17 protein-coding genes are annotated in these 13,675 nt (G+C 68.7%); 10 read left to right on the top strand and 7 right to left on the bottom strand.

Annotated features, from left to right (window positions below; translation table 11 throughout):
* Positions 1-9 precede the first annotated feature (9 nt).
* Together EV649_RS24080 and EV649_RS24085 are read left to right on the top strand one after the other, a co-directional pair.
* Positions 10-1,365 carry a DNA polymerase IV gene (locus tag EV649_RS24080; protein ID WP_130385817.1) on the top strand — a complete coding sequence of 452 codons (1,356 nt, stop codon included), beginning with the start codon at positions 10-12 and terminating at the stop codon, positions 1,363-1,365.
* A complete protein-coding gene (locus EV649_RS24085) occupies positions 1,358-2,290 on the top strand; it encodes a tetratricopeptide repeat protein (protein WP_130385818.1) in 933 nt (310 codons plus the stop codon). Before EV649_RS24080 ends, EV649_RS24085 begins: the two co-directional genes overlap by 8 nt.
* Here the strand turns inward: EV649_RS24085 and ddaH are convergent.
* Positions 2,259-3,056, bottom strand: a complete 798-nt coding sequence (gene ddaH, locus EV649_RS24090) for a dimethylargininase (protein ID WP_277875693.1) — start codon at positions 3,054-3,056, stop codon at positions 2,259-2,261. The two genes, EV649_RS24085 and ddaH, sit on opposite strands and share 32 nt — an antisense overlap.
* 50 nt (positions 3,057-3,106) lie before the next feature.
* Between ddaH and EV649_RS24095 the strand changes: the two genes are divergently transcribed.
* Together EV649_RS24095 and EV649_RS24100 are read left to right on the top strand one after the other, a co-directional pair.
* Positions 3,107-3,625, top strand: a complete 519-nt coding sequence (locus tag EV649_RS24095) for a hemerythrin domain-containing protein (protein ID WP_130385819.1) — start codon at positions 3,107-3,109, stop codon at positions 3,623-3,625.
* 9 nt (positions 3,626-3,634) lie between these two features.
* Positions 3,635-4,078 (top strand): SRPBCC domain-containing protein, encoded by a 444-nt coding sequence (locus EV649_RS24100; RefSeq protein ID WP_130385820.1) that lies wholly within the window; start codon positions 3,635-3,637, stop codon positions 4,076-4,078.
* Here EV649_RS24100 and EV649_RS24105 read toward each other — a convergent pair.
* The 5 genes from EV649_RS24105 to EV649_RS24125 are packed head-to-tail and all read right to left on the bottom strand — an operon-like array spanning position 4,075 to position 8,047.
* On the bottom strand, positions 4,075-4,806 hold the full coding sequence (locus EV649_RS24105; RefSeq protein ID WP_130385821.1) for an MBL fold metallo-hydrolase: 732 nt from the start codon (positions 4,804-4,806) through the stop codon (positions 4,075-4,077). The two genes, EV649_RS24100 and EV649_RS24105, sit on opposite strands and share 4 nt — an antisense overlap.
* Positions 4,803-5,189, bottom strand: coding sequence for a YccF domain-containing protein (locus EV649_RS24110; protein WP_130385822.1), 387 nt, complete (start codon positions 5,187-5,189; stop codon positions 4,803-4,805). Before EV649_RS24110 ends, EV649_RS24105 begins: the two co-directional genes overlap by 4 nt.
* Positions 5,186-6,040 (bottom strand): alpha/beta fold hydrolase, encoded by an 855-nt coding sequence (locus tag EV649_RS24115; protein ID WP_130385823.1) that lies wholly within the window; start codon positions 6,038-6,040, stop codon positions 5,186-5,188. The genes EV649_RS24110 and EV649_RS24115 overlap by 4 nt, the downstream gene beginning before the upstream one ends.
* Positions 6,012-7,148, bottom strand: coding sequence for a saccharopine dehydrogenase NADP-binding domain-containing protein (locus EV649_RS24120; protein WP_130385824.1), 1,137 nt, complete (start codon positions 7,146-7,148; stop codon positions 6,012-6,014). The genes EV649_RS24115 and EV649_RS24120 overlap by 29 nt, the downstream gene beginning before the upstream one ends.
* Positions 7,149-7,156: 8 nt before the next feature.
* Positions 7,157-8,047 carry an SDR family oxidoreductase gene (locus EV649_RS24125; protein ID WP_130385825.1) on the bottom strand — a complete coding sequence of 297 codons (891 nt, stop codon included), beginning with the start codon at positions 8,045-8,047 and terminating at the stop codon, positions 7,157-7,159.
* Between the two features lie 74 nt (positions 8,048-8,121).
* Between EV649_RS24125 and EV649_RS24130 the strand changes: the two genes are divergently transcribed.
* A complete protein-coding gene (locus EV649_RS24130) occupies positions 8,122-8,733 on the top strand; it encodes a TetR/AcrR family transcriptional regulator (protein ID WP_130385826.1) in 612 nt (203 codons plus the stop codon).
* On the opposite strand, the gene EV649_RS24135 is transcribed toward EV649_RS24130, so the two are convergent.
* Positions 8,714-9,178, bottom strand: a complete 465-nt coding sequence (locus tag EV649_RS24135; RefSeq protein WP_130385827.1) for a MarR family transcriptional regulator — start codon at positions 9,176-9,178, stop codon at positions 8,714-8,716. The two genes, EV649_RS24130 and EV649_RS24135, sit on opposite strands and share 20 nt — an antisense overlap.
* A gap of 79 nt (positions 9,179-9,257) precedes the next feature.
* On the opposite strand from EV649_RS24135, the gene EV649_RS24140 reads away from it, so the two are divergent.
* Genes EV649_RS24140 through EV649_RS24160 form a run of 5 tightly spaced genes read left to right on the top strand, consistent with a single transcriptional unit; the run spans position 9,258 to position 13,668 of the window.
* Positions 9,258-9,725: a DUF2269 family protein gene (locus EV649_RS24140; protein WP_130385828.1), complete on the top strand. Its 468-nt coding sequence runs from the start codon at positions 9,258-9,260 to the stop codon at positions 9,723-9,725.
* 2 nt (positions 9,726-9,727) lie between these two features.
* The gene (locus tag EV649_RS24145) at positions 9,728-9,991 is read left to right on the top strand and encodes a DUF3817 domain-containing protein (RefSeq protein WP_130385829.1); all 264 of its coding nucleotides are present in this window, start codon (positions 9,728-9,730) and stop codon (positions 9,989-9,991) included.
* Between the two features lie 9 nt (positions 9,992-10,000).
* Complete coding sequence (locus tag EV649_RS24150) at positions 10,001-10,804, top strand: exodeoxyribonuclease III (RefSeq protein WP_130385830.1); 804 nt, start codon at positions 10,001-10,003, stop codon at positions 10,802-10,804.
* Positions 10,805-10,828: 24 nt separating this feature from the next.
* A complete protein-coding gene (locus tag EV649_RS24155) occupies positions 10,829-11,539 on the top strand; it encodes an alpha/beta hydrolase (RefSeq protein WP_130385831.1) in 711 nt (236 codons plus the stop codon).
* A 32-nt stretch (positions 11,540-11,571) separates the two neighbouring features.
* The gene (locus EV649_RS24160) at positions 11,572-13,668 is read left to right on the top strand and encodes a S9 family peptidase (RefSeq protein ID WP_130385832.1); all 2,097 of its coding nucleotides are present in this window, start codon (positions 11,572-11,574) and stop codon (positions 13,666-13,668) included.
* The last annotated feature ends 7 nt before the right edge of the window (positions 13,669-13,675 follow it).

The raw sequence follows: 13,675 nt of genomic DNA on the forward strand, positions 1-13,675 counted from the left end.
ACTGGACAGGTGCGAGACGATCCGTCGGTGCTGCACGTGGACCTGGACGCGTTCTTCGCGGCGGTCGAGCAGCGGGACAAGCCGTCACTACGGGGCAAGCCCGTGGTCGTCGGCGGCATCGGTGTGCGCGGGGTCGTGTCGACTGCATCGTACGAGGCACGCAAGTACGGCGTGCGCTCGGCGATGTCGACCGCCGAGGCGCGATCGCGTTGCCCGCACGCGGCGTACCTGAGTCCGCGCTTCGAGGTGTACCGGCAGAGCAGCAAGGCCGTGATGGCGGAGATGCGGGCGCTGTCGCCGCTGGTCGAGCCGCTGTCGCTGGACGAGGCGTTCATTGATCTGGCGGCCAGTGGGTTGACCGGGTTGACGGTCGAGGACGTGCAGGCGATCGCCGACGACCTGAAGGCGGCCATCTACAAGGTGTCCGGCGGACTGACCGCGTCCGTTGGTGCGGGTACGTCGAAGTTGATCGCGAAGATCGCCAGCGATCTCGACAAGCCGAACGGCGTGGTCGTCGTACCGGCGGGGACCGAGGCCGAGTTCCTCGCGCCGATGCAGGTCACGGTGATCCCGGGAGTCGGCCCGGCGACCGCGCAGCGGCTGAGCATGGCCGGCGTGCGCACCGTCGCGGACCTGCAGCAGCTCGACGAGGACGAGTTGATCCGCCAGGTCGGGTCCGCGCACGGCAGCAGCCTGCACCGGCTCGCGGTGGCGGCGGACGACCGGCCTGTTGTGAGTGATCGGGAGACCAAGTCGGTCAGCGTCGAGGACACGTTCGAGACCGACATCATCGACCGCGCGCTGCTGACCGCGATCAGCGACCGGATGGCGCACCGTGTCGCCGAGCGTCTGCAGAAGGCGCAGCTGTCCGGCCGGACCGTGACGGTCAAGACGCGGATGCACGACTTCACCACGCACACCCGCTCGTCGACACTGGCCGGCCCCACCGACGACGCGCGGGTGGTCGCGCGGGTCGCGCGCCGGCTGCTCGAGGAGAGCGACATCGGCGGCGGCATCCGATTGCTCGGTGTAGGCGTCTCGTCACTCGCCGACTGGATTCAGGATGATCTGTTCACCGAGGGAGAGCACGCCGAGGACCCGGTCGAGGTGGTCGAGCTGCCGGCCAGGCCGCGCGACCAGATCGGATTCCATCCCGGGCAGGACGTCGCGCACCCGGACTACGGCCGCGGCTGGGTCTGGGGCTCCGGACGCGGCCGCGTCACGGTCCGGTTCGAGACCGCGGACACCCCGCCGGGTCCGGTCCGGACGTTCTCGGTCGACGATCCGGCCCTGACAAAAGTGCAGCACACCGGTGCGGATGCAGACGACGAACCCGAAACTGAGCACAATGTCTCGGGTGAATGAGGAACGGCGGGGGGTGTACCCGTTCTGCGCGCCCTGCACGGCGACGTCGGAGGCATGGCGCGGGGCCGAGGCAGCGGGCCCGATGGGTGGCCGGTTCTACGGGCACCGGGACGTGTGCGAGAACTGCGGGTCGTCGGTGCGGACGCTCTACAACACGGTGCTGTGGCTCCCGGTGTCGAAGGTCGGACGGTTCCGGATCATCCCTACCGGCGGGCGCACGTACGTCGGCCGCAAGGTGGTCGATCAGCCCGTGCCGGCGGTCGTACGGCGGGAGCCGGTGTCGGCGATCGTGAATCATCCGGAGCTCGACGGCGCCCCGGCGTACAAGCAGGCCGAGGCGTACTGGGACGAGAACGAGCCAGGGCAGGCGCTGCCGTTCTACCAGTCGGCGCTGGCCGAGCGGGAGAAGGTGCTGGCGGCCGACGACCCGGCGACGTTGCGGGTCCGGTTGCGGGTGGCCCAGGGTCTGCTGGCGACTGCGAACTACGGGCGCGCGATCGCCTGGTTCGAGTTGGTGACGCCGCAGTTGGGCGAGGTGTTCGGGCCGCATCACGAGTTGACGCGGGCGGCGACCGAGGCGATTACCGGTGCGCGTTTGATGGTCGGTGGTCCGCGGTCGGAGGCTCAGTTGCTCGCGGACATCGTCGCGGCCGACGAGGTTGTGGACGACGATGCACAGTTGTTGCGCGATCAGGCAGCACTTGGGAAGGCGTTGCTCGCGTGCGGCGACATCGCGGAGGCCGTCGAGGCGCTGACCCAGGTCGTCCGGGACGCCCCGCCTGGCCATCCGGATACGGCGATCTACCGCACGGCACTGGTGGGGGCGTGCGGGGTCGCCGAGGCGCGGGGGAAGAAGCGCGATGTGCAGCTCGCCGCAACCGCTCGGCAGTTGCTCAGCGGCGTAGACGCACCGACAAGCACGTGACACAGCCCTCGAGCTTCTCGAACTCGCTGATGTCGACCACGATCGGCCGATAGCCCAAGCCCTCGAATAGCTGCGCCGACTTCGGCGCCGACGCGGCCATCAGCAGGCGGTCGTCGTCCAGCAGTACGACATGCGCGCCCGCCTCCTCGGGCACCGGGCGGAACGCATCGAACGCGGTCGGGTCGTCGACGAGCGGCTCGTACCCGACGACCGTCCCGTCGGGCAGCGCGGTCACGGCCGACTTGAGGTGCAGGACCTTCTGCACCGGGACCGCGCGCACCTCCGCGCCGAGCGGGGCGAACGCGTCGCGCAATTGCTGGATCCCGGCCGCGTTCGTACGGCCGCCCTGCCCCACGTAGATCGTCGAGCCGATCTTCAGTACGTCGCCGCCATCGAGCGTCCCGGGCTCGTTGATCCTTGCGATCCGGTACCCCTGCGCCGCAACGGTCTCCTCGGCCGCCGTCGCCTCCGCGCGTCGCTCGTCCGCGCCGGCCCGCGCGATCACCGCGAGGTCGCCGTACACGACCATCGTGTCCTCGATGAACACGCCGTCCGGGCACTCGTCGATCGGCGGTACTTCGACGGTGCACCAGCCGGCGTCGTGCAGCGCGTCGACGTACCGCTGCCATTGCTCGAACGCCAGGTCGAGGTCCACCGGCCGGCGCTCGATGTGCGTGACGAGACCTTCGGCGAGTCGCGTGCTCGGGCGGCGGATCAGGGCTGTCGGCACGGTTGGCGGCGTGGTTGGCGGCATGGTTGGCGGCATGGCCGCAGAGTATCCGGGTACCGGCAGGCATCCGAGAAAGGAGACGACGGATGCCGAAGATCCTTCCGGCAGCGGGTGGTGACGTGGTCGAGATCATCCTCGCCGACCACAGGTGGTTCGAGGAGGCGTTGCGCGAACTGCGTGACGTGCGCAGCGACCGTTCGGCGGTGCTCGCCGACCTCGCCACCGTCCTGATCGCGCACGCCGAGGCGGAGGAGTCGAAGGTCTACCCGGCGCTGCGGCACAAGGACGCGATCGACGCCGACGAGGTCGAGCACTCCGAGCACGAGCATGCCGAGGGCAACGACGCACTGCTCGCCCTGATGGAGGTCGACGACACCGCCAGCGAGGAGTTCAGCGAGAAGCTGCACGAGCTGTCCGAGGCGCTCACGCACCACCTCGACGAGGAGGAGCGAGACGTCCTGAACCCGGCGCGGACGGACGTCGCCGAAGGGGTCCGCCGCAAGCTCGGGGACCTGTTCGCCGAGGAGCGCGCCCGATTGATCGAGTCGGGCTGCGGCGAGCTGGCGAACGTCCGGAAGGTCGTCGCGGCCGAACAGCAGAACTAGGCTGCGCCCGTGCGCGAACTGACCGCCGTGGCCGGCCTGACGGTCCCATCCGATGTGGCCTTCGAGATCTTCACCGACGAGTTCGGTCGATGGTGGCCACCGGAGTTCTCGTGGTCAGGAGCCGAACTGCTGACCGACATGGGCCTCCTCGACGGAGTCCTGTACGAGCTCGGTCCGCACGGTATGCAATGGGATTGGGGCCGGGTGCTGACCTGGGAGCCGGGTCGCCGGCTCGTGTTCAGCTGGCAGATCGGTCCGGACAGGGTGCCGGTCCCCCGTGCCGAGGACGCGACGGAGGTGGAGGTCACCTTCGAGGGGTCGACGGTGACCGTCGCCCATCGCGGCTGGGAGCGGCACGGCGAGGCCGGCGCCGAGTACCGGAAGAACTTCGAGCAGGTCTGGCCGTACGCGCTCGGTCGGTTCGCCGAGTACGCCACCAAGCGTCCTCGCTAGAGCTGGATGGTGAGGCCTTCCTCGGCGGCGATCACTTCGCCCGCGAACGCCCGCTTCGCCTCGGCCACGGACACTGATCGATCCGACCCCGGCCAGAAGTGCGTCAGCAACAGCCTCGATGCTCCCCGCGCGCCCTCGGCTGCTTCCGTGGCAGTCATCACGTAACGGGGCTGGGTCTGCGGAGACGGACCTTGAAGCGTGGCATCGGAGATGAAGAGGTCAGTTCCGGCGGCCAAGCGCGCCAGGTCGGGCGATGGGCCGCTGTCCCCCGTATACGCGACCGATACCCCTGGCGCGGTGAGTCGCACGCCGAGATTCGTCTTGTAATGCGGGAGTTCCACGGTCAGCACCTCGAACGGCCCGATCCGCGTTGTCGACGCCAGGTCGTGGACGGCGAAGACGTCTGCCGGATCCGGGTGGGGCTCGAGTGCCCGCAGTACGTCGAGGACGCCGGGAGCGCAGTGCAGCGGGACCGGTGGTGCGTCTGGCTCCTCGTAGTACCTCACTCGGGCCAGACCACTCACGTCGACGCAGTGGTCCGGGTGCTGGTGGGTCACGACGATCGCGTCCACCTCGCCCTTCGGACAATGTTCGAGCAGTCGCGGCAGAGCGGCGTACCCGAGATCGAGGACGACCCGGAAACCGTCGTACTCCAGCAGGAATCCCGCGCAGGCCCGGCCCGCCTCCGGCCAGGCGCCACAGGAACCGAGGACGGTCAGCGACCTCACGCGAACGGCTGATTGGTCGGCACGATGGTCTTGCCGAGCGGCACCAGCGAGACCGGGATCAGCTTGAAGTTCGCGACACCGAGCGGGATGCCGACAACCGTCAGGCACAACGCGATGCCGGTGGTCAGGTGGCCGAGCGCCAGCCACCAGCCGGCGACGACGATCCAGATCAGGTTGCCGAGCAGCGCGCCGGCCCCGGCGCTGCGTTTGTCCACGATGGTCCGCCCGAACGGCCACAGGGTGTACGCCGCGATCCGGAACGACGCGATCCCGAACGGGATCGTGACGATCAGCACGCAACAGATGATCCCGGCGACCGCGTAACCGACCGCCAGCCAGAACCCGGCCAGAACCAGCCAGATCAGGTTGAGGAGCGTCTTCATGTCCTCCAGCGTGCCACCTGGCCGGTGTGTTCCAGCACCAACTGGGCGACAAGTCCGGGATCGTTCCGGGGTATCCAGTGGCCACCCCTGATCACCTTGACCGTGAGGTTCGGGGCCCAGCGTGCGATGTCGGTCTGCAGCGGGGTGGTGACGAACGGGTCGGCATCCGGTGACACCGCGAGCACGGGTACGTCGGTACGCCGTTGTGCGGGCCGGAGGAGCCGTGGGATGACGTTCGCGCGGTACAGCTTGATGCCGTTCACATAGTCGCCGAGAGAGCGGTTGTCGTCGGGCTGCTGCTTCTCGAGGCGGTTGAACGCGCGGTGCGCCCAGCCTTTGCGCCAGCCAAGCTCAGGGAGCCATGGGAGGTGGAAGTAGAAGATGTACCAGGAGTGCAGCAACTGCCTGAGCGCTGCGAGAGAGCGCTTTCTGAGGAAGTAACCGGCGTGATCGAGTGACGGGCCGGAGATGGACGTGAAGGACGCGATGCGGGGTTGTAGGTCCGGGGCGGTGACGAAGTGCCAGGCCTGGATGGAGCCCCAGTCGTGGGCCAGTACGTGCACAGGCCGGTCGGGTGACACCTGGTCGATGACTGCCTGGAAGTCGTCCTGCAGGCGATCGAGTGTGTACGCCGCGGTGCTGGTCGGATGGTCGGATTCGCCGGCGCCGCGGACGTCGTACGCGACCACCTGGAAGTCGTCGGCAAGCAGATCGGCCACCGGCTCCCAGAGCGCCGCGTTGTCCGGATACCCATGCACACACACCAGCACCGGGCCGCCGTGGATGCTGTAGTCGTAGACGGCGAGGGTGGTGCCGTCGGGGCTAGTAGTTGTCGACTTCGAGGGTGGCAAAGGTCATTCCCGCTTTCACCAGGCGCTCGCGCAGAACGGGTCCCATGGCCGCGGCCGTCGTGGTTTGGCCGGCGGTCTCCGGCAGATCGTCGAGCGCCAGACAGAGAGCGCTCTCCCCGAGCATCTTCGCGGTCTCGTCGTACCCGGGGTCCCTGCCCGCGACCTCGGTGATCACCTGCTTGCCGCCGCCGCGACCAATGAATCGCACGTTGAACCACGACTGCGCCCGCCGTTCTGCACTCGGTCCGTCACCGGGCTGGAGCCGCTTCAGCAGCGCGTTCCGGATCGGCGGGACCTGGGCGCCCGCGATCAGCAGTCCGATCCCACCGATGCCTGCGGCAACAGTCGGGAGATGCTTCACCGCGGCGTAATGCGAGTACCGGAAGTCCGGTCCGTAGCGATCGAGCAGCCGGCCCGAGTACCCGACGATCTGCGGATCGATCGTCGGCAACGGAACCGCCCAGAACCCTTGCTGGCGGTGGATCTTCCCGGCAACCGCACGCGCCCTCCGATCCGTCGGCAGGGGCTCGGCTGCGCGCCGCGCGCGGTGCGCTTCCAGGTTCTGCTTCGGCCGCGAGAACGCGGTGATCGCGGTGTGGAACGTTCCCCCGGACGGACGGCCACCGCCACGGACCAGTCCGTCGACCTGGATGGGCACGCTCTGCGGCAACTGCTCGACCGTGTACTGCACGCCGAGGTCGTACGGGATCGAGTCGAACCCGCACGCGTGAATAAGCCGTGCGCCGGTCTGCGTCGCGCGCTCGTGGTACCGAACGTACATCCGGTCCAGGAACTCCTGCTCACCCGTGAGATCGAGATACCCCGTCCCGGCCTCGGCGCACGCGGCGACGAGCGGTTCGCCGTACTCGACGTAGGGGCCGACGGTGGTGGCGACGACCTTGGTGGACTCGGCGAGTTCGCGCAGCGACTTCGGGTCGGTGACGTCGGCGATCAGGATGTCTCTGCCGAACCGCTCGAGCTTCTGTTTGTTGCGTCCGGCAACCGCCCAGCGAAGGCCGTCCGGCGCGTTCTCCTCCAGGTACTCCGCGGTGAGCGCTCCCGTGAACCCGCTCGCACCCAGCAGGACGACGTCGTACTCGCGACTCATTTCTGCGCTCACTTCTGAGCAGCCTGGGCGTCAGCGAGACCACCCGCGCCGCTCGGTCGCGAGGACACCTCGGCACCGCGGGCCTGGACGTCGGCCAGCGCCGCCGCGTCGGCCTTCGGCACGCTGAAGCGCGAGCCGGCCTCGATGACATGCGGGATCACCCAGCGGAACACCTTCAGCGCGCCGATCCAGCCCGGCACGTGAACGGTGCGAGAGCGCTTTCTGATGCCCTCGACGAACTTGCCCACGGCGAACTCCAGCGAGTACGTCTTGCCCACTCCCGGGATCCCGGTCCGCACCTTGCCGAACACCGGGTGCGTGTCGACCCCGCGCACCATGTCGGTGTCGACGAACGTCATGTGCGCGACGCCGACCCGTACGCCGAGGTGCTTCAGCTCGGACCGCAGCGTGTTCCCCATCGCCTCGACTCCGGCCTTGGACACGTTGTACGACGCGAGACCCGGGATGTGGACGATTGCGGCGAGGGACGAGACGAGCAACAGATAGCCCTTGCTCTCCAGCAGGTACGGCAGCGTCAGGTGGACGGTGCGCCAGACACCGATCAGGTCGACATCCAGTACGCGCTCCCAGACCTTCGGGTCCATGCTCCGGCTGAAGCCCGGCGCCGCGATCCCGGCGTTCGCCATCACGACGTCGATCCGGCCGTAGCGCTCGGCGATCGCCTCGACCGCGGTCCGCAGCGAGTCGGTGTCGGTGACGTCGGCCTCCCACCAGCCGGAGTCCGGGCCGCAGTCCTCCGCGACCTTCTTCAACTCGTCCGGCTCCAGGCCGACCAGCGCGAGCTTCGCGCCGTCCTCCGCCAGCTTCCGGGCGACCGCGGCGCCGATCCCCCGGGAGGCGCCGGTGATGAGCACGACTTGACCGGCCAACGGACGCATCTGGCACCTCCAGCTTGTTGAGTGGATACTCAACAGTAAGTGATTATTGACCGAATACTCAATAGACTGCCCGCATGAGCCAGATCTCCTCCTCCGGTGCCAGGCTGCGGCCCGATGAGCGGCGGGCGCAGATCCTCGCGGCCGCGCGCCGGGTGCTGCTCGCGGACCCGCACCGCGAGCTCACGGTCGAGCTCGTCGCCGCCGAGGCCGGCGTCTCCCCCGCTCTCCTGTTTCACTACTTCGGCTCCAAGAAGAAGTTCCAGTACGCCGTCATCGAGGAAGCCGCGGCCGAGGTCATGCTGCGCACCGCCCCGGACCCGTCGCTGCCGCCCGACGAGCAGCTGCGTGCCGGGATCCGCGCGTTCGTCCGCGCCGTCCTCGAGGCTCCCCAGCTGTACCGGGCCACCCTGTTGATGTCGGCCGCCGGGGACCCCGACGTCAGAGCGCTGCACTCCGACCTGCGCCGTGTCTTCAGCCAGTGGGTGATCAGCGCCGTCGCCGAGCGCGGCATCGAGATCACCCCCGTCGTCGAGCTCGCCTGTCACGGCTGGCAGGGTTACGTCGAACAGACCCTGCTGGTGTGGATCGACAACCCGACCGTCTCGCCGGAAGCCCTCGAGCATCTGTGCGCGCAGTCCCTGGACGCCATCCTGTCGACAACCAGCCTCACGACGACCCCGGAGTGATCTCCGACGGCTCGGCAGCGAGCGCGGTCAGCAACTGCAGCACCTTGCCGATCAGACCGTCAGTCGCCTCCGCGCCGAGCCGCGCGGTCAGCTCCGCATCGATCGCGGACAGCACGACTCGGCAGCGACCGAGCAGTTGCTCGCCTGCAGCCGTGACCTTCAGGTCTGCGGCCCGTCCTCGCCCAGGTGCCGTCAGTCGCTCGACAGCCCCCATGTCCTGCAACTGCAGGAGCGTCGACTGCATGCTCTGGGCTGTGATGCCGTCCCTCCGGGCGAGCTCGCTGTACGACAACCCCGGCTGGTGTGCGAGATGCCCCAGCGCCGAGAAGTGCCGCAGCGACAGGCCCTCCGCCCGGAGATCACGCTCCAACCGCGCGCGCAGCTCTCCACCCAGCATCACCAGCAACAGCGCGGGACTCAGCGGCGGTCGCCTGGTCTCTTCCATCCGGCAATCATCGCAGGTTTCAGTCTCACTGATACTTGAGTTACAGTCTGGCTGAAACTTTCGACCTCTGGGGAGTGTGATGAACAAGTTCCTGCTCAGCGTCCATGTCCTGGCCGCGATCATCTTCGTCGGTCCGGTGACGATCGCGGCGAGCATGTTCCCGCCGATCGCCCGCCGGACGCTCCTGGCGGAGGCGCCGGACGCCGCGGTACTGGCGGTCCTCCACCGCATCAGCAAGGTCTACGCGATCGGCGGTCTGGCCGTGCCCGTCTTCGGTCTTGCGGTGGCCGGCGGGATGGGGGTGCTGGGCGACTACTGGCTGATCATCTCGATGATCCTCACGCTCGTCGCCGCTGCCTTGCTCGCCTTCGTGGTCATCCCCACACAATCCCGTGTGCTGGCAGCGGCCGCCGCCGGTCCCGACGTACGCACGGCGCTGCTCCCCCAGGCCAAGGCACTGTCCATGACCACCGGCGTGTTCGCCCTCCTGTGGGCCGTCGTCGTGGTGCTGATGATCGTCCGCCCCGGTTCGACAACGGGGGCCTGACGATGAAGGTGCTGAAGATCGCGGCGGCCGTCGAGGCTGCGACGGTGTGCTTGCTGTTCGCGAACCTCCTCACGGTGCATTGGGCGCCCGTCTCGTCGGTGCTGGGTCCGACGCACGGTACGGCGTACCTCGTGACGATCGTGACGGTCCTCACCTCGGCCGGCGCGTCGCCGCGGGCAAAGGTGCTCTCGTTCGTCCCTGCGGTCGGCGGGTACCTGGCATTGCGGAGGATGTCAGCGCGCGAGCCGTGGGGGTCTGCGCGTTAGGGTTCTCGCGTGCTGACGGTTGCCACGGTGAATGTGAATGGGATCAGGGCCGCCTTTCGGCGCGGGATGGCGCCGTGGCTGGAGAGCACGGACCCGGACTTGTTGCTGATGCAGGAAGTCCGCGCGTCCGACGACGTACTGCGGGAGCTCCTCGGCGGCGACTGGAACATCGCGCACGCCGAGCCGGCGATCGACGGGCACAAGGGACGCGCGGGCGTCGCGGTCGCGAGCCGGCGGCCGATCAAGGACGAGCGCGGCGAGATCGGACCCGAACGGTTCGCCGGGACCGGGCGCTGGGTCGAGGCGGACGTGGTGCTGGACGACGGTACGACGTTGACCGCGGTCAGCACGTACGTGTTCACCGGCGAGTTCGAGACCCCGCCGCGGCAGGAGGAGAAGTACGCGTTCCTGGACGTGATCACCGCCCGGCTGGCCGAGCTGCGGGCGGACGGGCGGCACGTGCTGATGTGCGGCGACCTCAACATCGCGCACCGCGAGGAAGACCTGAAGGCCTGGAAGGCGAACCGCAAGAAGAGCGGCTTCCTGCCCGAGGAGCGCGCCTGGATGGACCGTCTCTTCGAGGCCGGCTGGGTAGACCTGGGCCGCCGCTTCGGCGGTGAAGGCCCCGGCCCGTACTCGTGGTGGTCCTGGCGCGGCAAGGCCTTCGACAACGACGCCGGCTGGCGCATCGACTACCAGATCGCCTCCCCCGAACTGGCAGCCGCCGCCACCAATTGCGTCGTCCACCGAGCCCCGACGTACGCCGAACGCTGGAGCGACCACGCCCCTGTCGTCGCGACGTACGAGATCTAGCCTGACCGTGCCTACGGTTGGGCCATGACCGACGATCCTTCCTTCGTCCTGCCGACGCCCGATGTCACCCGGACGGCGCACGAGGGACTGCTGCTCAACCTCCCGGACACCCCGGAACCCGCGCCGGCCGTTCTGCTGAACCACGGAGTGCCCTACCGCGCGGAGGGCAGGCCGTTGCCGAGTGCGTGGCAGATCTATCAGGGGTACGCCGCTCAGCTCGCCGCCCACGGCTCCGTGGCCGCTGTCGTCGACCACAGTCCCGACGGGCTTCCCGACGACGGTCGCTCGCTGACTGCGCTGTCGAAGGCGATCGCGGCCGTCCGGGCGCACCCGCGCGTGGACGCGAGCCGCGTCGCCCTGTGGTTCTTCTCCGGCGGCTCACCGCTGTCCGTCGGCTTCCTGCAGAGTCCCCCGGACTGGCTCAAATGCATCGCCCTGACCTACCCGGTCCTCGGCGACTCCGAACTGGTCACGATCCGCGGCGTGCACCCGGTCGACGCCGTCAGGGGTGCGCGCGGGCTCCCGCTCGTGATGACCGTGGTCGGTCGTGAACTGCCGGACGTGGCGCTCACCCAGCCGCCGTTCATCGACGCCGCGCGGGCGGCTGGTGCCGATCTCGAGCTGATCGAAGTACCGGATGGCCGGCACGGTTTCGACGTACTCGACCACACCGAAGAGTCGCGCCAGGCGGTGGCAGCCGCGTTGTCCGCGGTGACGGAACGCGTGCGCGCTTAGTCCTTGTCCGACGTCGCAGGTAGTCTCGCGGCATGTCCGAGAATTCTTCTTCTGTCACATCTTCTGGCACACCGCCGGTCGCCGCCCGGAAGCCGGTCGAGCGGGTGCATCACGGTGATGTTTTCGTCGACGAGTACGAGTGGTTGCGGGACAAGAGCGACGACGAGGTGCTGGGGTACCTGCGGGCCGAGAACGCGTACACCGAGGCGCGGACGGCGCACCTGGAATCGTTGCGCGAGGCAATCTTCAAGGAGATCTCGGACCGGACGCTGCAGACCGACCTGAGCGTGCCGGCCCGGCGCGGCGGGTACTGGTACTACTCGCGCACGATCGAGGGGCAGCAGTACTCGCTGCACTGCCGGGTCAAGGTGGACGGCGACCGGCCGCCGGCCACCGACGGCGAGATCGCCGGCGAAGAGGTCATGCTGGACGGCAACGAGGTGGCCGGCGGCTCCGAGTTCTTCTCGCTCGGCACCGTCGACGTGTCCCCCGACGGCCGCCTGCTGGCGTACTCCGTCGATCTCAAGGGCGACGAGCGGTTCACGCTGCGGATCAAGGACCTCGACACCGGTGAACTGCTGCCGGACGAGCTGCCCGAGGTGCACTACGGCTCGGCCTGGTCCGCCGACGGCTCGACGATCTTCTACACCAAGGTCGACGACGCCTGGCGCCCGTACCAGGTCTGGCGGCACACCCTCGGCGCTGCTGATGACGTCCTGGTGATGGAGGAGCCGGACGAGCGGTTCTGGGTCGGCGTCGACCTGACCCGCAACGAGCAGGCGATCATGATCGCGCTCGGCAGCAAGCTCACCAGCGAGGTCTGGCTGCTCGACGCTCAGAACCCGACGGGTGACCCCGTCGTGGTCGCTGCCCGCCGCGAGGGTGTCGAGTACGACGTCGAGCATGCCGGCGACCGGCTGCTGATCACCCACAACGCCGACGCGGCCAACTTCTCGCTGGCCTCCGCGCCGCTCGACTCCCCCGGCGACTGGACGACGCTGATCGAGGGCGACGAGACCAGCCGCCTGCTCGGCGCGGACGCGTTCGCCGACCACGTCATCCTGTACCGGCGCCGCAACGCGCTCACCGAGCTCGCGATCATGCGACGTACCAACGACGGCTTCGGCGATCCAGAAGTACTGGAGTTCGACGAGCCGATCTACACCGTGTCCCCCGGCCGCAACGACGAGTGGCACGACACCCGGTACCGCTTCGGCTACACCTCCCTCATCACGCCGGGTTCGACGTACGACGTGGACGTGGCGACCGGTGAGCGGCGACTGCTCAAGCAGCAGCCCGTGCTCGGCGACGTGGACCTCACCGCGTACACGCAGTACCGGGAGTGGGCGACCGCGCCGGACGGGACGAAGGTGCCGATCTCGATGGTCGCGCGCAAGGACGTCGCGAAGGACGGGAACGCCCCGGTCGTGCTGTACGGGTACGGCTCGTACGAGACGTCGGTCGACCCGTGGTTCTCGATCCCGCGGCTGTCGCTCCTCGACCGCGGCGTGGTGTTCGCGATCGCGCACATCCGCGGCGGCGGCGAGCTCGGCCGGCACTGGTACGACGACGGCAAGATGCTCACCAAGCGGAACACGTTCACCGACTTCGTGGCGGCCGCCGAACACCTGGTGCAGTCCGGCTGGACCAGGCCGGAACGGATCGTCGCCCAGGGCGGCAGCGCCGGCGGGCTGCTGATGGGCGCGGTCGCGAACCTGGCCCCGCAGGCATTCGGCGGAATCGTCGCGGAAGTCCCCTTCGTCGACGCGTTGACGACGATTCTGGACCCGTCGCTGCCGCTCACCGTGATCGAGTGGGAGGAATGGGGCAATCCGCTCGAAGACGCGGGCGTCTACGAGTACATGAAGTCCTACTCGCCGTACGAAAACGTCACCGCGCAGCACTATCCGCGCATCCTGGCGATCACCAGCCTGAACGACACCCGGGTGTTCTTCGTCGAGCCGGCGAAGTGGGTGGCGAAACTCCGGGCGACCGCGTCCGGTGACACCGACGTACTGCTCAAGACCGAGATGGACGCCGGGCACGGCGGCCGCAGCGGGCGGTACGACGCCTGGCGCGAGGTCGCGTTCTCGCTCGCCTGGGAGCTGGACGCCCTCGGCCTGAGCTAACTGCGCC

Origin of the sequence: Kribbella sp. VKM Ac-2569 (assembly GCF_004216905.1) — a bacterium.
In the GTDB taxonomy this organism is placed as follows: Bacteria; Actinomycetota; Actinomycetes; order Propionibacteriales; family Kribbellaceae; genus Kribbella.

What these genes read in the sequence shown, in the direction of transcription:
- ddaH (WP_277875693.1), bottom strand. Translation starts at nt 3,056, where the DNA reads ATGCCGCCAACCATGCCGCCAACCACGCCGCCAACCGTGCCGACAGCC.
- EV649_RS24095 (WP_130385819.1), top strand. Translation starts at nt 3,107, where the DNA reads ATGCCGAAGATCCTTCCGGCAGCGGGTGGTGACGTGGTCGAGATCATC.
- EV649_RS24110 (WP_130385822.1), bottom strand. Translation starts at nt 5,189, where the DNA reads ATGAAGACGCTCCTCAACCTGATCTGGCTGGTTCTGGCCGGGTTCTGG.
- EV649_RS24120 (WP_130385824.1), bottom strand. Translation starts at nt 7,148, where the DNA reads ATGAGTCGCGAGTACGACGTCGTCCTGCTGGGTGCGAGCGGGTTCACG.
- EV649_RS24125 (WP_130385825.1), bottom strand. Translation starts at nt 8,047, where the DNA reads ATGCGTCCGTTGGCCGGTCAAGTCGTGCTCATCACCGGCGCCTCCCGG.
- EV649_RS24130 (WP_130385826.1), top strand. Translation starts at nt 8,122, where the DNA reads ATGAGCCAGATCTCCTCCTCCGGTGCCAGGCTGCGGCCCGATGAGCGG.
- EV649_RS24135 (WP_130385827.1), bottom strand. Translation starts at nt 9,178, where the DNA reads ATGGAAGAGACCAGGCGACCGCCGCTGAGTCCCGCGCTGTTGCTGGTG.
- EV649_RS24140 (WP_130385828.1), top strand. Translation starts at nt 9,258, where the DNA reads ATGAACAAGTTCCTGCTCAGCGTCCATGTCCTGGCCGCGATCATCTTC.
- EV649_RS24145 (WP_130385829.1), top strand. Translation starts at nt 9,728, where the DNA reads ATGAAGGTGCTGAAGATCGCGGCGGCCGTCGAGGCTGCGACGGTGTGC.
- EV649_RS24155 (WP_130385831.1), top strand. Translation starts at nt 10,829, where the DNA reads ATGACCGACGATCCTTCCTTCGTCCTGCCGACGCCCGATGTCACCCGG.
- EV649_RS24160 (WP_130385832.1), top strand. Translation starts at nt 11,572, where the DNA reads ATGTCCGAGAATTCTTCTTCTGTCACATCTTCTGGCACACCGCCGGTC.